This is a genomic window from Saccharicrinis aurantiacus, assembly GCF_001660705.2.
In the GTDB taxonomy this organism is placed as follows: domain Bacteria; phylum Bacteroidota; class Bacteroidia; order Bacteroidales; family Marinilabiliaceae; genus Saccharicrinis; species Saccharicrinis aurantiacus.
In genome coordinates, this window is the sequence record NZ_LYBV02000023.1 from 162,133 (window position 1) to 181,085 (window position 18,953).

The window sequence follows — 18,953 nt, forward strand, 5'->3', positions numbered from 1 at the left end:
CAATTCAAATACTTAACACAAGCCTAAAGAATTAACTTATATTTTTTTAACCCACTTATATTACCTTAGTGTTAATTATAGAGGATAAACGAAGATATATTCATTACAAAAATTATCTAATTTTCACTTTCGATCACATCTTTATTGAGGAAAAACATCTTCTTTTAAAAAAAAAGAGGAATACAATTCGAATTGCATTCCTCTTTACAGAAGTTTATAGTGAAGTTGCTTAAGAGACGAATATTTTCCTAAATAATATTACGTGTTGGGCTATTTGCCCAAACCTGCCTACCAGCAGGTAGGCCCAACTTCATTTCTTGCCTTGAAGCAAGAAACAGAAGCAAAGAAATTCAAGGCTGCTTTCCAAAAAACTTTCTTATTTATTTGAAGCTTAAGTGCGGCTGGCGGATCTAAGAGCAAAGCTCTTAGCTAGCCAGTCTTACTAAAGCTCCAACTAAAACAAAAGCCTTTTGTAAAGAGGCCAGCCTAACAAGGCGCTTAAATACAAGCCTACAATAAAACACATTCCAATAACAAATTATTCATTAGTGAGTTAGCCTTAATCTTAAAAATCCTTTAAAACGCTATTGTTAAGATACCATACTATTTGGTCAGTATCATGTACACTGGTAAATGGTCGCTATATCCATCAAGGTATGTTCTACCACCAAAAGTACGCAACAAGTGGCCTTTGTATTTTCCTTCTTGCTGAATTAAATAAGGTTTATTATAGATTTTAGCCGTATCATATTTTAAACCTTCATTACTTTTATCCATTAAAGCTTTAGTTATAATCATCTGATCAAACAGGTTCCACTTTCCTCTATACATCAAAGTACCTATAGAATCGGGCTGATGTAATTGCTCCATGGCATTAAACAATGAACAATTATTATTAGCACAACAGTTGGTGAAACTACAAGCTTGTAATCCTTGTTTAAGAGAAACGTTGTGGGGATCATCGTTTAAATCGCCCATGCTTATAATTTTAGCATTGGCATTAACATGTAATATAGAATCGATAATAGATTTATTAAGTTGAGCTGCGGCTAAACGCGATGGTCGGCTTCGCTCCTCGCCTCCATATCGGCTTGGCCAATGGTTTACTATCAGATAAACAAAATCGCCTTTTAACTCACCTTCTACTAATAATTGATCGCGTGTATATACTCTATCACCTGATTCTTTATCGTGAATAATTAGTGGGTGAATGCTCGATTTAGCTAATTTAAAATCGGAAACTTTATAAAACAAAGCCACATCTATGCCACGTTTATCCGGAGAATCATAATGTACAATCTCGTATCCTAATGGATCTATTTGGTCGTTAGCAACTAAATCTTCTAAAACGGCTTTATTCTCAACCTCGCATAAACCAATCACCGAAGGCCCATCAAATCCTTCATCGGCACCCAAATCGGCAATTACCTCTCCTAGTTTATTTAACTTACTGGCATACCTAGCAGCATCCCATTGGTACTTTCCTTCAGGTGTAAAATCGATATCATTAACCCCTGGTGTATCAATGGTATCAAATAGGTTCTCGACATTATAAAATGCCACAACTGCACCTTTACTTACCTTATCCTTTTTAGTTACTGTACAGGCATTAAACACTAGCAAACCTGCCGTTATGAAATATAAAACTCTCTTCATGGTAATTATTTTAAACAACGAAAGCTACCAAAGATACTGGTAGCTTTCAATTTTAATAATACTTTACTTATTTATTCTGATAATATTTCAAAATGATCTTCAGTTTTAATGCCTTTTAAGCCCGGATTTGAACCAAAATAATTCTCTAAAGAACCATTTAACTTAAGTTCATATCCTAATGAAGCACCATTGGTAAAACCAATTCCAAGTTGAGATCTTACAGGACCTGTATCATCACCAGATAATTGTACAAATATCATTTTAGAAACATCTGTTTCTGAAGCATTATCTGCTAATGCCAAGTTCGTATTAGCGGCTCCTTCAATTTCTGTTTTTACAAGAGGATCTCCATTATTATAATCAATCCAACCAATAACGTATCCTTTTACCCACGCGTTAGATCCATCTTGAATAGTTCTAGCTTTTTCAACTGTATAAGGATTTGAATTTGATCCTTCCTCACCAGAACCACCGTCACCTCCTGAGCCATCAGTATCATATCCAAATACAAAATTATCTACCTGAAAGGTTGATGTTTGGCCTGTAGTAGCTAAATATTTAAAACCAAAGTAAATTTTACCAGAATAAGCTGATAAATCAATATCACCTGAGCTTACAAAATCTGAATAGCCACTTGAGTTATCCTCTGGTCTTGTAAATGTTAACTCATCCATTACTGAGGCAGTCGATGGATCATTTGTGTCCATCACATAAACTGTAAATATAGCTCCATTTGTATACCCTAATTTTGTATCGAACTTCACGAAACTACCATTTGCCTTATCAAGATCCATTTCTGCTGAAATCATCCAAGACTCATAGTCTGTCCCGGCGGCTCCATAAGCTGAAATATTAGCATAAAGATCTTCATTATATTCACCATATACCCATTGTTTATCAGAATCGGAACCTTTATTAATTACTAACCAATCACTTTTATTAATTGGGTCATCTTTAGTTCCATCATTAAAATCGTAAATATAAGTTGGCTCTGTTACAACAGGAGTTCCTGGTATATCTTCATCACCATAAACAAAATCAGTTACTCTAAATGTGGTTGAATTATCCTTACCTCCATTGGCTTTATAATAAAACGCTACATACTGAATTCCGGTATAACTTGATAAGTCAACTTCACCTGATTCAACCCACTCAGCATCTACAGAAGATTTACCAGCCAAATTAGCATCAGTTAATTCAACTTTTTTAGCTGTTATAGGATTCGGCCCATCCATTAGGTACACTTGAAAATCTGTACCATTAGTCCACAATATTTGCGCAGTTTTAAACCAAACTCTTTTATTTGTTGCTCCATCTAAATCAAGCGCTGGGGATACCATGTAAGAAGTATAACTCGACTCCTCTCCTGTTTCAACTGATGCTTCTGCAAATTTTTCACCATTAGCTTCACCATATGCCCAACCTCTATCTGCACCTTCAATGGCATCGACTGTTGACCAACCATTCAATTCTACTTTGTCATATTTTTTACCATCTGAAAAATCATAATACAATGCTGTAGTTCCATCAATATCGACCTCAGGATTAAATTCAACTAATTCTAAAGAAAATGTAGAAGTTTCTCCTTCCAATACATTTGTTTTTAATGGCAAAAACGACTCCTCTCCTATCTGGCTTGATCTTTCATCATCTTCATCTACACCAACGTAAGTAGCATCTCCATCATATAAAAGTGTTACTTGTTGTAGTTGCCAATTACCATACTCAATTATTTCGGCAGCTGAAACCAATTCTCCAGATTCAGTAATTGATTCAACTTTTAAAGTCACATCTACTAACTGACCTGAATATTCTCTGAAAAATTTTGCCTTAATAGTATAGTCCGCAGGATCACTAATTTCTTCTGCAACCTTAACCATTACCTTAACTTGTCCCTTCGGAACAATTTCTCCATCTTCTTTAATACAAGAAAATGCAGTGATAGCAATAAGTGCTATTGATAAATATTTTAAAAATGCTTTCATCTGTTTCTAATTTTTTATTGTCAGATGGAACAAAGAACAAGTTCATCTCAAAATATATTATTGAGGTAAACTAAGTTAGTTGTTTCATTTCATTGATTAGTTTATAGAATATACAACACCACCATCCCATGCTACATCTTGCTTATCACCATAAATATGGTCTACAAGCTCGGGATGATCTACAAATGGATTTCTGTTATTCTGATGCTTATATACAATATTATTTCGTCTTACTTCAAAAGGATCAACAGGGTCAATACTATGCCAATCAACAAGACTTGATACTCTTCCTTGACGTGCAGGACCTCCATCACCTGAGTTTGAACTATTTTCACTTAAATCATCAAGGTATAAACCACTTGCATCAGCCCAACGCAATTCCATATAAAACATAATACGCGCAACATCGCCGCGCGCAGAAGTCATTGGCACATACGAATATACCCCATGAGTCCCATAAAAGTCAGCATCAGCATTAGATTCAAAATCTCGATTACTTTTTGTTGAATTTACACTAGGATTCTCTGCTTTAAGATTATGTATATCAGATGCAATACTTATAGTACTATTGTCTGCATTACTACCTCCCTCTGGTCGTAATCCGCGAGATTGTGCCCACACATGTTCTCTGTTCCATGTTTCACCAGAATCCCACTTAGCCTCACCTGTCATTTCATTGTAGAAACACCAAGTATCGCCACTTACAGGATCATTATCGGCATCTTCGAGAACATACCTCGCATCACCGTATGATACTCCTTTATAATCAGCAATAATAATTGCAGCTATCGCACTTTTAAGATCATCTCCTTTTTTACCTACTGCAGATGCATAATAGGATTGAAGATCGAATAAGGTTGTATCCGATAAGTTATAAGGTACCGACACAACATGATACTTGGCTGTATCTGTATACATCGGAGGGTTACCTTTAACATAGATACGACCATCAGAAGTATGCACTCTTGGAATAATATAACTATAGCCCTTCAAATTGGTTGGTAAGCCAACAGTATCAATTGGTAAAACAGGTAATACTTCTTCATAATCAGGAGGTAATGCTCCTTCATTATATTCGTATTCTTTAACACATGAACTTAGTGTACATATTGCAACTAAAAGACCAAATGTGATATATTTAATATTTACTATTTTCATTATAATGTACTTTTACTTTTCTATTTCGTAATCGAATACAAAGTTATCAACTTGATAAGTTGTTGTTTGAGTATCTCCTTCAGCTGTATAAAGGAAACCTATAAATACTTTTCCTGAGAACTCTGAAATATCAATATCTCCAGAAGGAATCATGGTATAATTATTATCACTAGAACTGGCTATAATTACATCTTCTAATTCAACCATTACTTTAGCTTCCTTTGGATCATGATTATCTAATACATAAACTTTCAAAGTTGCTCCATTATCGTATGCTTGTGCTGATTCAAATTTGATATTCTTGGCAGTATAAATGTTATCTAAATCTAACTCTGGAGACACCATCCATGCTTCGTAGCCTGAACCCTCACCTCCATAAGCGCTGATTTGTGCATATCTATTACCTCCATATGATCGGTAAGCCCATTCTCTATCAGTACTACCTCCAACGTTGTAGATTCCCCAACCATTTTGGTCAACTACTTCATAGTCGGTACCATCTTCAAAATCATATTCGTAGCCTGCATCAGGCCTAAATGCCCACGAATTTAATGTGTTTTTCAGGTAGTAAGAATAAGTATCTTCTAAAAAAGCGCCAGTATTATCGGCTAATCTATAATTTACTTTCATCATAGACCCTACAGCGTATCCGCCATATTGAACTTTATCCTCTATTACACGTGCAATATAGTACTCTGTAACGTCTGCAAACAGTAGAGTATCCTCTTGAATTTTCGCCCCCATTTGAGCTTCTTCCTCAGTAGTTGCATCAGCTACAACTCGCTCACTAATATTCTTATAATCTGCATAAACTAAATCATACTCTAAAGCTTCGTTAACAGGCCCTGTATATGAATTGTCAAGTTCATTTTGAATATCTTCCAATGGTTCACATGCAACTGCAAATACCATTAACATTAATAATAAATATTGAAATTTCATTAGTTCTTTTTTTAGAAATTAACTTTTAAACCTAAAGAATAAGTTCTCCCAAATCCGTAATAAACAGGAGATGATTGCCAATCGTGGTTTTGACCATCTTGTGCATCAGTAATATATACTGTATCAAATAGGTTGTTTACTCTACCTGAAATACGAGCTCTTAAACTTGCAATATTGAAGTTATACCCCGCATTCATATCTATTAAATAGGCATCTGGAATCTGCCATGCATCTACTCCTTTCGAATCTTCACCCGTTCTTGTTGAAGGATCAAAATCTGCAAAATTTCTCCCAAAGTAATTACCATCAACTCCTATATTAAATCCATTCAAAAAACGATAATCAACTCCTAAAGCTGCTGTTGTTTGTGCTGAGTTACCAACACTAACATCTTTTACAAAAGCATTAAACTCTCCTATAAGGTTGTTTTCATCATCAAATTGTTGGAAACGAACATCATCAGTATATTTCCAATCACCAATAGATGCCATTGCTCTTATTGTAAAGTTTTTAGAAGGTTTATATGTACCTTCAAATTCAACACCTTGGTGTAAAGAGTTCAAACCTAACAAACTAAATGATTGATCACCAATACTACGTCTTAAACCTTGATCCTTCCACGCTGTTCTATAATAACCTAATTTTACATTCACAGTTCGTGTTTGAAATCCATATCCTCCCTCAAAGGTCATTACCTTTTCATATTGAGTTTCATCAAGAATATCATTTGTATATCCATCGAAAACAAAACTTACAAATGGTGAGCGAATAAAGTAACCACCATTTATGAATACGTTATGGTGATCGTTGATATTATAATTAGCTCCAGCTTTAGCACTCCAATCTACAAAATTAGCCCAATCAGAAACTTGATTTCCTGGTTCATATTGGATATAATCGATTCTACGGATATTTTGATACGACGAAGCTGCAGAAACAAAGGCTGACCATTGATCCATCACAAACTCAGCTTGACCGAATATACCATTACGCACTACCTGCATATCATTATGAAAGCTATAAATATCACCTTCTTTTAAAGCTGTATTAGTAGGTCTATTAACACTATTATCATCAAGATAATATTGTCCTCCTAATAAATCATCTACTTGTTCGTAATGCTCACCTCTGTAGTAACGAGAATCTAAACCGAAAGTTAAGTTTACATTATCCACTACTGTATTTAGTGTAGATAATAAACCATACCACTCATGAGAATTTATTGAGTTACCAATGATGAAATCTGATTGACCATTTATTTCCTTATTATGCTCAATCATTTTATCAAAATCAATATATCCATCACCAGTTCGCCATTCCATACTGTTAAACTTATGATCTGTTCTATTATAATCTACCTCAGATGATTTATCACCACGCAATCTACGCCCTCCTCCTTGAGAAACAGAAGCATAGACCGATGTACTTAAAGTTGTAGTGCCATTAATAGTCCAAAAATGGTTTAAAGAGGCTTGAGGTTTATGATAGAAGTTATAACCATATCCACCACCATACTCTTCTCCATTACGAATACCTGCCTCTGAGTTAAATTTAGCTCCTGCAGTATTAGAAAAAGGTAGATTTTCATTCTTATTCTCGAAAGTAGAAATTAAATGCATATTACCTCTTTGATCGTGTGTTTGTGGCGCACCAAAAATCTGAAAAGATAAACGATGGTTTTCATTAATTACCTTTGTAATATTAGCGAAGTAGTTATACCCCTCAAAACTTGTTCCGTTAATGTAACCATCACCTTTAACAGCACCTCCCATTAAAGTTAAGGCCCAACCATTTTCCATTAGACCGGTGGAAACATTAAAGTTGGTTTTCATATAACCATCATTACCCATACCTGCATAAAAAGAACCGCCTTCTTGTGCATCAGCACTTTTGGTCAAAATATTCATTGTTCCCCCTACAGATGAGATGGCCAATTTAGACGCCCCTAAACCACGCTGTACCTGCATTACAGATGTTACATCGTTAAGACCTGCCCAGTTTGAGAAGTATACTTTACCATTTTCCATGTCGTTAACAGGAACACCGTTAATAAGTACACCAATATTACTAGTATTAAAGCCTCTAATATTTACTCTAGAATCACCGAAACCTCCGGCTCCTTTAGTGGCATAAACAGAAGGTGTAGATTTTAGCACCTCTGGAAACTCTTGATTACCTAATTTCTCTTGAATAACGGCAGCTGGTATATTAGAAATAGCCACTGGTGTTTTTCTGTCAGTTGCAAATGATGCCACTACTGATACTTCTGATAAACCAACTGATGATGACTCCATTTTTATCTGACCTAAGTCAACATCACCAGTAACATTAACTGTTCTTTTTTGATCAATAAAACCTAAATAGTTAAATACAAGGTTATATTTACCATCACTCAGTGGTAACTCAAAAACACCATCAAAATCTGTGATTGTGCCAACACCTTTATCTTTCTCAAGATAAATAGCTACACCTATTAATGGTTCATTATTTGATGCATCCACCAAAACCCCACTAATTTTATTCTGTGCAAATAAGCTTAACGGCATAAATACCATTAAGAGCACCCATAAAATTTTTTGTCCTTTAAAATCCATTTTTTTCAATAATTATGTTTATTCCGCAAATTTATAAAAATTCACTAACTTTTAACGGGACGAAGGAATAGAAAAAAGCAAGCACCCATCTAAAACTAACATTATGGATTAGTTATGTAAATATTAACACCAATACTTGACTTTATTTATGGTATTAATAAGAATTACCCCCCATTTTTTAAGGTTAATTGTCATGATTAAATATTCACCTTAGACTTTAACCGAAGAATAGCATACACTTTTGTGTAAAAAAAAATCAGACTAGAATTACGTATTTAACAACTATTGGTGTTTTTACCTATCTAAACTTGGATAACTAACCTTAAAAAAATGTTATCTTTTTTACTTCAGCACGAATCTTTACAATAGTTTGTAACGTTAATATTATTAATAAATATTAAAATTGGAGTTATGCATTCAAAATATAAGAATATTGATAGCCCTGATTTAACGACTATAGGTGGTAAAAAGTAGAACCTTTATTACGTCTAATTATCAGTCAAACCATATATTTGCAATACATAAATTCTTATACTTAAGTAACGCCTTTGTATATTATTACGCTTTCAAACCAGAACACATGAAATTAAAATATAAAATATTACTACTAATCTGTGTTTTAAGTATCATAACCATTACAAGCTGCTCTGTATTAATAAAAAAATATATCACCAAAAATTCGATTGAACTAATAGGTAATAGAATTGATATTGGATCTTTGCACTTTAATCCTCTAACATTTGCTATAAAAGCCAATGATGTAAAAATATTTGAAACCAATAATATTAATACGCTTGCAAGCATCGATCAGATTTTTCTAGATTTTTCTCCGATTAAGTTAATAGATAATGAATACTCAATATCTAAATTTACCATCAGTGGTTTAAATGTAAAGATTAGCCAATACGATTCTCGTTTCAATTTTGATGATGCATTTGAACCTTTGAGGAATAAAAGTAACAAGAGCAATACACAAGAATTGAAGTATTCAATTTATAATATAGAGCTCAAAGAATCTAATATTGTTTTTTCTGACAAAAATACTGGAAAACAGATTTCTCTTAATGCTATAAATTTCCAGTTACCAAAATTGGCATGGAATAACACTGAATCAGAAGCAGGTTTGAATCTGAAATTAGGTGATAATGGAAGCCTATATCTTCGAGCCCAGCTTGATGATAAGAATAAACGATATCAGATAAACTGTAAAGTAAATGAATTTGATTTAAATGGCTTTGAAGATTATATATCAGAATACTTTAATATAACTAAGCTAAATGGCTTATTAAATTTCAACTATAACATAGAAGGAAGCCTATCTGACATAAACGACATTAAAATATCAGGTGTTACAACAATAAACGACTTATCGGTTTTTGATGGTAGTAAAACTGAAATAGCTAATATCAAAGATATAGAAGCAGACATATATTATTACAAACCTACAAAGTCAAGCCTCTACCTCAGAACGATAGAAATACGTGAACCCAATACCAAACTTATTATTGATGCTACATCTAATAATTGGAGTAAATTCCTGCAAAAAAAACACTCTGATAGCGTTGTTGAAAAATCAACTATGAATTATATGATTCGTAAAATCAGTGTTGTGAATGGAAACCTTTTATTTAATGACAAAAGATTGAACCCTGAAATAAGTACAGAAATTCAGAACATTACTGCCTCCATCTCAAATATTAGTAACGAAACCAATGACATTAGTGCTACTTACGAAGGACTTATTAAGAGCGGAGGTAAATTACACGGAACTGCAAGTTTAAGCACTGGCGATATAAAAGAATGGCAAGTAAATGCGAATCTAACTGATTTGCCATTGGTTAACTATTCTAAATTTTCGAGTCACTACTTAAGCAGGCCAATATTAAATGGCTCGTTAGATTATCAGTTTAAACTAAAACTTAGCAATAATCATATCACAAATAACAATAAACTTACTTTCTCAAACATAGTATTCGGAGACAAACAAAAAAGTAAAACGGCATATAAAGTACCTGTGCAAACAGCCTTTAATATTCTAAAAGATAAGAGGAATACCGTTACGATAGATATCCCTATTGTTGGAGATCGTAACAATGAAAATTTTATTTTAACAGAGGAAATAAGAACGGCATTTATCCAATACCTTAAAGGCGCGGGAAAAACTAAAATTAAACACGTTGGTAAATCTATTAACGAACTAACTAAGGATGCTGAGGCAATAAGGCTCAATTTTGGCAAATCAAAAATCCCATTTAAACAAGAAGTAATTTTATCAAAGGCAGCTGATAAAATAAAATCAGGCGAATTAAAAAAACTCCAATTTTATCCTATAACTAATCCGCAATTAGATAAAGAAGAATTGGCATTTCAACAAGTAAAAATACAATATCTTAAATCTAAGCAACGCTCAAAAAAAACCAACGACAATTTATTAAAAGTCAAACTAAAGTTATTATCTGATAATAAACCCGCACTTATAAAGTACATTAATGCACAAACAAGTTTGAACCAGAATGAAAGCATTTATTCAAAATGTATAAATATAATTGGCGCAAATGAAACAGAAAAGCTTTATCAAAGATTAATAGAAGATAGAAATGTAGAACTTGTTAAACAACTTACTTCTAAACTTAATTTAAATCCAAGTCATTTTGAAATAAAAACAACAACACATTCTAACGAATTATCCTCGCCTATATATCAATTAAAAGAAATTACGGCAGGCAGTGGAATTCATATAGAGTTTGAAGATAATTTTTAGTTAAGCTTTGATAATTATAATCACGTTTCGTAAGTTTTAATACTATAAAAAAAGCCTCCTGAACCAAAGGTGGTTGAGAAGGCCATTATAGTAAAACTAGAGTGAGTTTAAATTTCTGTAACAATTATCGTTTCACAAGCTTCTGTACTTTAGAAGTCCCATTGCTATAATTCACTTTCAAAAGATAAACTCCAATGTTTAGTGAGTTAGTATTTATAACAACTTTATCGCCTGATACAATAACTTTATTTATAATTTGACCTACAGTATTCATTAATTCAACATTTGCAATGGTTTCATTACTTGAAACTGTTAATTGGGCACTAAATGGATTTGGATAAACTGAAACTCCATAATCAGAAGGTGATTCAACATTAGTAGATCCATCAAGCTTAAATAATTGAAGAGCCTGTTGTCCGGACAAATAACAAGCAAATCTTGGGCTACTAGGGTTATAACGTAAATATCTATCAACGTCTGCATTCTTAACAATAAACACACCGTCTTCTTCAGTAATAACCCACTCTTCAGAACTAGTAGCAGCATCTACTAAATAAGCTGCATTACTATCCCCTGTATAAGAAACATATTTCATCTCTGTTTCATTATAAATAAGCCAATTTTCACCTTCCTTAATTAAAGACCAAACTACACCTTGGTTTGGCCCTTCAATTGTGGTGGCATCTGCATCATTAGTTTCAATAAATCGGTATATATATGCGCTCGCTGCTTCATTAAGCATGAAATTACCATTGTAACCAAGCAAATATTTCCCTTCTTTCAAATCATCAATTGATGATATCCTAGTAAAAGACCCATCCTCCGCAATGAATTTAGTGAATTCTTGAGATACTACATTACTATTGTCATAACCACTTGCAACAGCAATAGCCTTTACAGTTGTACTTTCATCAATAAATATAGGTGAAGCATATTCTATAGAAGTTTCATCTGGCTCAGATCCATCAATCGTATAATAGATACTTGCTCCTTCTGTTTTTGACGAAAGCTCTAGATCAAATGATTCAGAAAAATATTCATCTAAGTGAGAGAACTCAGGTGCTATGGCTGCACTACTTACTGTTTCTTCGACCTCTAAATTATCATAATAAACCACTGCCCCAGAATAGGTCCTCAATTCAAAATACAAACCATCAACAGTAGCTGGAGCTGTTAATTCAACTTCATACTGCGACCACTCAGCTTTAGACTCAAAAAAACCATTATTAGGACCTCTTAATTCATCACCATTATCATCAACATTATTAGAACCAGATTTCCAATATGACCAAATACGTGCGTCACTACCATCGCCTTTTTCTGTATCAACATAATACCACATTGATATTCTATATGTTTTTCCTGCTTCTATTGGAACATTTACAGCTATTTTTTTTGTTCCACCGGTATGTTTCGCACTGAAATTACCCGAGTGCACAATAACACTCTCTTGTTCGACATTTTCAATAGTTGAAAAATCTGAAGGTGTATTTACGTCTTCCCACGATTCAAAATTACCATTAGGCACTAAATTTTGGGCATAATTGAATGTACAGATAAAAAATACTGTAGTAAAAAGTAAAAGTTGTTTCATCTTTTTGTTATAAAGTTAAATTATGGTGGTAAATATAATATGAGTTCTGCAACACAACTTTATCACATGGTAACATTTATGTTAATTATAAAATTAAAAATATATTGCTATTATACAAATAGTTAATATTGAAATCATCTCAAAAAAAATCAAAAAACATATTGTAAGAATGGAGATAGTGCATTTTGTTATGTTAGTACAAAACAATTCACGAATCTTAACTAAATATCGTATCTGACAAATTGTCAATGGACTGATATTTGATACATCAAGACTATAAATTGAATATTAGATATTTTATCCATTACTTTGGATAAATAGGATCAACTAAAAAATAAGTATAGTAACTATGAAGAATTTAAAGAAGATGATTTGGGCATTATTAATGGTTCCATTTCTTACATCGTGCGGATACAACTCAATGGTAGAGTTAGGTGAAAATGTTGATGCCAAATGGTCACAGGTAGAGAATGTATATCAAAGAAGAGCGGATCTAATTCCTAATTTAGTAAATGTAGTAAAAGGATATGCAGCCCACGAAAAAGAAACCTTGCAAGGCGTTGTTGAGGCTCGATCAAAAGCAACAGGGATTAACGTAAACGCTGATGGTTTAACCGAAGATAAAATTGCACAATTTCAACAAGCACAACAAGGCTTAAGTAGCGCCCTATCACGTTTAATGGTTGTGGTTGAAAAATATCCTGACCTAAAGGCAAACGAGAATTTTAGAGATTTACAAGCTCAATTAGAAGGTACTGAGAATAGAATTGCTGTTGAGCGTCGTAATTTTAATGAGGCTACGCGTGCTTACAATACTTATATTAAGAAATTCCCTCGTGCCATTTATGCAAGCTGGTTTGACTTTGAAAAGAAACCGTACTTTAAGGCAGATGAAGGTAGTAATCAAGCACCAAAAGTAGAATTTTAAGATGGCAAAAGACTTTTTTAACAAGGACGAACGAAAGCTAATAGTTGATGCTATTAAAGAGGCTGAATTAAATACATCGGGCGAAATACGAGTGCATATAGATAGCAAATGTGAAGAAGATGTTATGGATAGGGCCGCCTATTGGTTTGAAAAACTACAAATGCACAAAACTGAACTTCGTAATGGTGTATTGTTTTATTTAGCTTATGAGGATCATAAATTCGCAATATTAGGTGATGCAGGAATAAACCAAAAGGTAGATGCTAATTTTTGGGAGAAAGATAAAGAAACTATGCTTAACTATTTTAAGCAAGGTGAATTTGCCAAGGGACTATCAGAGGGTATTAAATTAAGCGGTGAACAACTAAAAGTACACTTTCCATACCAATCTGATGATGTAAACGAACTTTCAGATGAGATTTCGTTTGGAAAATAATTATTGAACTTATGAAGAATAGTAAAAATAGTACTCCTATGGTTTTTAGGGCCAGTAATGTATTTTCTAAACTAGGTGTGATAGCTTTTATGCTTCTATTAAGCATTTCTGTAATGGCACAGGATATACCAAGTAAGCCTAATCCTCCACGATTAGTGAACGACTTGGCAGGTATTTTAAACCAACAACAGGTATCGCAATTAGAAAATTACTTGGTACAATTTGCCAAAGAAACATCAACGCAAGTTGTTGTGGTTACTACCCCTGATTTGGGCGGAACCGACAAAGCTGATTTCACCTTTAAACTAGGAGATAAATGGGGAGTTGGTCAAGCTGGTAAAAACAATGGTATTGTAGTTATGGTGAAGCCAAAAACCAGAACTTCAAACGGAGAAGCTTTTATTGCTACAGGTTATGGCCTTGAAGGAGTGGTACCTGATGCGATTGCCAAGCAAATTGTTGAAAATGATATGATCCCTCGTTTTAAACAAAACGATTATTTTGGAGGTATCGCATCAGGGGTACAAGTAATTGCTGATATAACACGCGGCGAATATACTGCTGATGAATATACTGCAAAGCATGAGAGTAGTCCTTTTTCTGGCATTATCGGGATTGTGGTGATTTTTGTATTGGTTTCATTTATCAGTAGAGGATCAAAACACGATAAAAACAATATGGGTGGCCGAGGAAGTAGTCTACCATTTTGGCTTATGATGAGCATGATGGGTGGTTCTTCTCGAAGTCATGGAGGTAGCTTTGGCAATTTCTCATCAGGAAGCGGCGGTTTTGGCGGCTTTGGTGGTGGAAGTTTTGGCGGAGGTGGAGCTGGCGGAAGCTGGTAAAAACCAAGATAAGTTATAATTTACTCAGTGCCATATCTATTTTTGTAGATATGGCATTTTTGTATTCTCCATTATTTAGATCATTACCCAACTTATAATATTGAAGAGCATTCTTTCTATCATTCTTTCTATCATAAATTTGGGCCGAGTAAAACGCAGCATAAGGTCCAAAATAGCGTTTATCATTCGCTGATAAGCCAATTGCTTTTTCGTAATAGATTAATGCTTCATTCGTTCTACCTAAATATTCTAATGCCCGTGCATATCTATAATAAAACTCTAATAAGTCACTTTTCTCAACACTCAACTTCCCTGAGTCGAAGTTTGCAATAGCCTGCTTAAAGTAACCGGCATCAAATAACATCCTTCCAAGCAAAATACATTCATTAGGATATTGATGTAATTCCGCCTCGTACTTGGCCTTTTTATCCTCAGATGTGGGGTAATCCTCCAATTGCAATAAAGCCTTTTGGCAATGCCAATAAGCTGCTGTATCAGAATTAATAGCATAATACCAACTTAGCAAATTATATCCATCTGCTTTATAATCCTTGAAAGTGTTAGAGGCCAAATAGTCTGTCATCTCTTTTATCCCTCTAGCATCATTATGCAACAATTTGTTTTTAGCATTTAAATAGCGTAACATCCAAAACTGAGAATCGGAATTTGAGACATAAGCATTAAACAAATCAGGTTGCCTAATTTTAAAGGCACATTGTAAAGTAATGGCCTGTAAGAATGGAGATGTTAGAGTTTTTCCATGTTCTTCAAAAAATTGAGTAATCTGATCATCCTCTACATTAAATTTTAATAAGGAATATACATTAAAAAGTAAAGCCTCGCTGTGTAAACCATCTTCTGCTTTAACATCCTGCAAATATTCATTAAGTAACTTGAACCCCAATTCTTGATTACCTGACATTCCGAACCACGAGGCTACATTAGAGTGCATTTTTGGCAGATTACTAAACAGCAAATTATAAAGTGCATTTAGTTTTTTATTAGCTCGTAAACCAGGATGCCCCGACTTGCTTTTCTTATAATACGAATAGGCATTAGAGAATGACGATAGAGCGGAAAATAAATTGTTATTCTGATATTGAATTAAACTTTTTTGAAGATACACCTCTGATATAAATGCCATTTTATTAGGATGGTCATCCGCCTCTTGCAAGCCTTTCAAAGTTTGAGATACCATTTTAGAATAATTGCCATTTGCAACCGCATCCTTATTTACTAAAATGGCAAAAAATACAGAATAATGTTTTAAATAGAGCCGTTCGGCATTATTATCAATTTTACTGATGGTATATCTTGCAGAATCAAATTGTAGGTTTATGATTTGGTTTAGACCCACGTTGAAATGCATTATCTTACCCTCCGCCAGGGCATAATTACAGCTCAATGCAATAAACATCAAATAAACAAATGCTATTTTCTTTACCATGCTCTAAAAATAAAAAAGCTGCTTTCAAAAAGAAAGCAGCTTTAATATATAATTCAAATTAGAACTATTCCATTGTGTTTGGACCCTCGATATCATCATCCACTAAGATTCTACCACAGTACTCACAAACAATTACTTTTTTACGAGATTTAATGTCTAACTGACGTTGAGGTGGAATTTTGTTAAAACAACCACCACATGCATCACGCTGAACAGTAACCACCGCTAAACCATTGATTGCATTTGATCTGATACGCTTAAAAGCGATTAGTAAACGCTCATCAATTGTTGATTCGATTTGAGCGATTTTATCAACCATCTTCTCCTCATCAACTTGAGTTTCGCCAACAATTTCTGTAAGCTCTTTCTTTTTAGCAGCTAAATCTTCTTTACGATCTTCAAAAAGTTGTTTTGAAGCATCTAAAGCATCCTTTTTATTGTTTAACTCACCAGTAAACTCTTTAATACGCTTCTCTGATAACTCAATTTCAAGAGTTTGAAACTCAATTTCTTTAGATAAAGAATCAAACTCACGGTTGTTACGCACATTAGATTGTTGCGCTTCGTATTTTTTAATTAATACGCCTGATTCCTTAATTTCATTCTTTTTAGCAGAAATTGAGTCATTTAAGCTTTTAATGTCTGCATCAAAGTTTGAAATACGAGTCTCTAATCCTTCGAGTTCGTCTTCCAAATCCTGAACTTCAAGTGGTAACTCACCTCTAAGTGTTCTGATTTTATCCATCTCAGTGGCCACTTTCTGTAAGTCATATAATGCCTTTAACTTTTCCTCTACTGACATTTCAGCGTTTTTATTTGTTTTTGCCATTAGCTACAAATATTTTATTGGATTTGTATTTACGTTCGATAAACAGACCGCAAAATTAGGGATTTTTTTTGTAAGTAACTCATAAAAAAGTTCTTTAGTAAACTGTTCGCTCTCAAAATGTCCAATATCCGCTATTACTAGCTGATTTTCAGCATCAAAATATTGATGATATTTAAAGTCGCCACTAATAAACACATCAGCACCCAAAGCCTTGGCTTTATTGACAAGGAAGCTTCCCGCTCCACCGCAAAGTGCTACTTTTTTTACTGGTTTATTAAGTAATGAGGTATATTTTATGCATCCTACATTAAATATTTTTTTTATTCTTTTTAAGAAATCTAATTCCGATTCGTCTTCTGGTAATTCACCAATCATACCTGAGCCTACCTCATTCCATACATTTTCTAAGGGAAATAAATCGAAAGCAACCTCTTCGTATGGATGCGATTTTAAAAGCGCACTTACAACCTTGTTCTTTAAATAAGCTGGAACTACTGTTTCTATTCTTATCTCCTCTTCTTGGTGAAGTTCGCCAAGATTACCAACATGAGGATTGGCATCAGCATTAGCCTTAAATGTACCTGTTCCTTCTGTATTAAAGCTACATGAGTCGTAATTACCAATATTACCTGCTCCTGCACTAAAAATAGCATCGCGCACAGCATCGGCATTAGCCTTTGGTGCATAAGTTACCAGTTTAAGCAGACTATTCTTTTTAGGATCGAGTATTTTACAATTTTGCAGACCAATTTTTTTGCTAATCATACCATTAACGCCTGTTTTAACACTATCAGCATTGGTATGACAGGCATAAATGGCAATATTATTTTTAATGGCTTTTATTACCGATCGCTCCACATAGTTATTGCCATTTAAGCGTTTTATCCCTCCCATTATAATGGGATGATGCGAGATTATTAAATCACACTTTCTATCAATCGCTTCCTGAACTACTTCCTCTGTAATATCTAAACTGATTAATGCAGCAGATACAGCATCGTTGCTATTGCCAACAATTAAACCCGCATTATCATAACTCTCCTGAAATGAAGGAGGGGCAAATAGCTCCAACTCCTTTATTATATCTTTAACTTGCATATTTAGTAGTTTGTTTGTGTATAGTTATAAGTCTGTAGTGAAGCTATCTTAAGCTAAACAACTCCATCCTTGACTAATAACTTTAAGTCCTCATTAGATTTGGACTTCTTTATTATCTATCTTCTAAATCTTCTCTTACCTCTAGTAGCATTGCTTTAATATCTTTAAGCTTAGAAACTACTTCGAAATTATTGATGGTGTCTTCGCGATTGTCTTCCATCTTCTTTTGTGCCCCTTTCAAAGTCATGCCCTTTTCCTTAACCAAGTGAAAGATTAAATGAAAATTTTGAACATCGGCAGGTGTAAAAAGGCGATTGCCCTTTTTGTTTTTATGAGGCTTTATGATATCGAAACTCTTTTCCCAAAAGCGGATTAAAGAAGTTTTTACTTCAAACATTTCGGCCACCTCGCCAATGGTGTAATATAATTTTTCTATTGTAGGTTCTTTATATGGCATAACGCGTGCTTTTTTACAAATATAATATCCAATTTCTTATATTTATCATCATTGATCGATTGTATTTCATTCAAAGGCATAAATAAATAGCAGCATGGCAGATAAGAATGATTTCAGGTCAGTTGGGAAGGGCTCTAGGTCAAGCTAAAACCACTCAAGATTAGTAAAATATTATTCTTTATTAAAACGTCAATGGTTCTGTTACTATTGGTATCGTATCATA

The 18,953-nt window shown here is 33.8% G+C and carries 14 protein-coding genes; 4 read left to right on the forward strand and 10 right to left on the reverse strand.

Translation table 11 applies throughout. The annotated features are described in order from the left end of the window. Positions 1 to 603: 603 nt before the first annotated feature. The 5 genes from A8B35_RS09940 to A8B35_RS09960 form a co-directional block, all read right to left on the reverse strand. The gene (locus A8B35_RS09940) at positions 604 to 1,656 is read right to left on the reverse strand and encodes an endonuclease/exonuclease/phosphatase family protein (RefSeq protein WP_075602870.1); all 1,053 of its coding nucleotides are present in this window, start codon (positions 1,654 to 1,656) and stop codon (positions 604 to 606) included. Positions 1,657 to 1,727: 71 nt separating this feature from the next. After that, the gene (locus A8B35_RS09945) at positions 1,728 to 3,641 is read right to left on the reverse strand and encodes a choice-of-anchor J domain-containing protein (protein ID WP_075602871.1); all 1,914 of its coding nucleotides are present in this window, start codon (positions 3,639 to 3,641) and stop codon (positions 1,728 to 1,730) included. 96 nt (positions 3,642 to 3,737) lie between these two features. Continuing rightward, positions 3,738 to 4,799, reverse strand: a complete 1,062-nt coding sequence (locus A8B35_RS09950) for an endonuclease (RefSeq protein WP_075602872.1) — start codon at positions 4,797 to 4,799, stop codon at positions 3,738 to 3,740. A 12-nt stretch (positions 4,800 to 4,811) separates the two neighbouring features. Next, positions 4,812 to 5,741, reverse strand: a complete 930-nt coding sequence (locus tag A8B35_RS09955) for a hypothetical protein (protein ID WP_075602873.1) — start codon at positions 5,739 to 5,741, stop codon at positions 4,812 to 4,814. An 11-nt stretch (positions 5,742 to 5,752) separates the two neighbouring features. Next, a complete protein-coding gene (locus A8B35_RS09960) occupies positions 5,753 to 8,335 on the reverse strand; it encodes a TonB-dependent receptor (RefSeq protein ID WP_075602874.1) in 2,583 nt (860 codons plus the stop codon). Between the two features lie 580 nt (positions 8,336 to 8,915). Here A8B35_RS09960 and A8B35_RS09965 point away from each other — a divergent pair. Next, positions 8,916 to 11,096, forward strand: a complete 2,181-nt coding sequence (locus tag A8B35_RS09965) for a DUF748 domain-containing protein (protein ID WP_075602875.1) — start codon at positions 8,916 to 8,918, stop codon at positions 11,094 to 11,096. Between the two features lie 124 nt (positions 11,097 to 11,220). Here the strand turns inward: A8B35_RS09965 and A8B35_RS09970 are convergent, their stop codons facing one another. Further along, positions 11,221 to 12,690 carry an FN3 associated domain-containing protein gene (locus tag A8B35_RS09970; RefSeq protein ID WP_075602876.1) on the reverse strand — a complete coding sequence of 490 codons (1,470 nt, stop codon included), beginning with the start codon at positions 12,688 to 12,690 and terminating at the stop codon, positions 11,221 to 11,223. Positions 12,691 to 13,039: 349 nt separating this feature from the next. Here A8B35_RS09970 and A8B35_RS09975 point away from each other — a divergent pair, with 349 nt between their 5' ends. Genes A8B35_RS09975 through A8B35_RS09985 form a run of 3 tightly spaced genes read left to right on the forward strand, consistent with a single transcriptional unit; the run spans position 13,040 to position 14,899 of the window. Further along, the gene (locus tag A8B35_RS09975; protein ID WP_075602877.1) at positions 13,040 to 13,618 is read left to right on the forward strand and encodes a LemA family protein; all 579 of its coding nucleotides are present in this window, start codon (positions 13,040 to 13,042) and stop codon (positions 13,616 to 13,618) included. Between the two features lies 1 nt (position 13,619). After that, positions 13,620 to 14,054, forward strand: coding sequence for a TPM domain-containing protein (locus A8B35_RS09980; protein ID WP_075602878.1), 435 nt, complete (start codon positions 13,620 to 13,622; stop codon positions 14,052 to 14,054). Between the two features lie 11 nt (positions 14,055 to 14,065). Further along, positions 14,066 to 14,899, forward strand: a complete 834-nt coding sequence (locus A8B35_RS09985; RefSeq protein WP_245820782.1) for a TPM domain-containing protein — start codon at positions 14,066 to 14,068, stop codon at positions 14,897 to 14,899. 13 nt (positions 14,900 to 14,912) lie between these two features. Here A8B35_RS09985 and A8B35_RS09990 read toward each other — a convergent pair whose 3' ends face one another. The 4 genes from A8B35_RS09990 to A8B35_RS10005 all read right to left on the reverse strand — a co-directional run bounded on the left by A8B35_RS09990 (position 14,913) and on the right by A8B35_RS10005 (position 18,730). After that, positions 14,913 to 16,346, reverse strand: a complete 1,434-nt coding sequence (locus A8B35_RS09990; protein WP_083634405.1) for a tetratricopeptide repeat protein — start codon at positions 16,344 to 16,346, stop codon at positions 14,913 to 14,915. 64 nt (positions 16,347 to 16,410) lie between these two features. After that, positions 16,411 to 17,175 (reverse strand): zinc ribbon domain-containing protein, encoded by a 765-nt coding sequence (locus A8B35_RS09995; protein WP_075602880.1) that lies wholly within the window; start codon positions 17,173 to 17,175, stop codon positions 16,411 to 16,413. Between the two features lie 3 nt (positions 17,176 to 17,178). Then, complete coding sequence (locus A8B35_RS10000) at positions 17,179 to 18,273, reverse strand: Nif3-like dinuclear metal center hexameric protein (protein ID WP_075602881.1); 1,095 nt, start codon at positions 18,271 to 18,273, stop codon at positions 17,179 to 17,181. A 112-nt stretch (positions 18,274 to 18,385) separates the two neighbouring features. Next, complete coding sequence (locus A8B35_RS10005; RefSeq protein WP_075602882.1) at positions 18,386 to 18,730, reverse strand: MerR family transcriptional regulator; 345 nt, start codon at positions 18,728 to 18,730, stop codon at positions 18,386 to 18,388. Positions 18,731 to 18,953: the final 223 nt, after the last annotated feature.

Coding starts and splice junctions, on each gene's coding strand:
- A8B35_RS09940 (WP_075602870.1), bottom strand. CDS start 1,656: ATGAAGAGAGTTTTATATTTCATAACGGCAGGTTTGCTAGTGTTTAAT.
- A8B35_RS09945 (WP_075602871.1), bottom strand. CDS start 3,641: ATGAAAGCATTTTTAAAATATTTATCAATAGCACTTATTGCTATCACT.
- A8B35_RS09950 (WP_075602872.1), bottom strand. CDS start 4,799: ATGAAAATAGTAAATATTAAATATATCACATTTGGTCTTTTAGTTGCA.
- A8B35_RS09955 (WP_075602873.1), bottom strand. CDS start 5,741: ATGAAATTTCAATATTTATTATTAATGTTAATGGTATTTGCAGTTGCA.
- A8B35_RS09960 (WP_075602874.1), bottom strand. CDS start 8,335: ATGGATTTTAAAGGACAAAAAATTTTATGGGTGCTCTTAATGGTATTT.
- A8B35_RS09965 (WP_075602875.1), top strand. CDS start 8,916: ATGAAATTAAAATATAAAATATTACTACTAATCTGTGTTTTAAGTATC.
- A8B35_RS09970 (WP_075602876.1), bottom strand. CDS start 12,690: ATGAAACAACTTTTACTTTTTACTACAGTATTTTTTATCTGTACATTC.
- A8B35_RS09975 (WP_075602877.1), top strand. CDS start 13,040: ATGAAGAATTTAAAGAAGATGATTTGGGCATTATTAATGGTTCCATTT.
- A8B35_RS09980 (WP_075602878.1), top strand. CDS start 13,620: ATGGCAAAAGACTTTTTTAACAAGGACGAACGAAAGCTAATAGTTGAT.
- A8B35_RS09985 (WP_245820782.1), top strand. CDS start 14,066: ATGAAGAATAGTAAAAATAGTACTCCTATGGTTTTTAGGGCCAGTAAT.
- A8B35_RS09990 (WP_083634405.1), bottom strand. CDS start 16,346: ATGGTAAAGAAAATAGCATTTGTTTATTTGATGTTTATTGCATTGAGC.
- A8B35_RS09995 (WP_075602880.1), bottom strand. CDS start 17,175: ATGGCAAAAACAAATAAAAACGCTGAAATGTCAGTAGAGGAAAAGTTA.
- A8B35_RS10000 (WP_075602881.1), bottom strand. CDS start 18,273: ATGCAAGTTAAAGATATAATAAAGGAGTTGGAGCTATTTGCCCCTCCT.
- A8B35_RS10005 (WP_075602882.1), bottom strand. CDS start 18,730: ATGCCATATAAAGAACCTACAATAGAAAAATTATATTACACCATTGGC.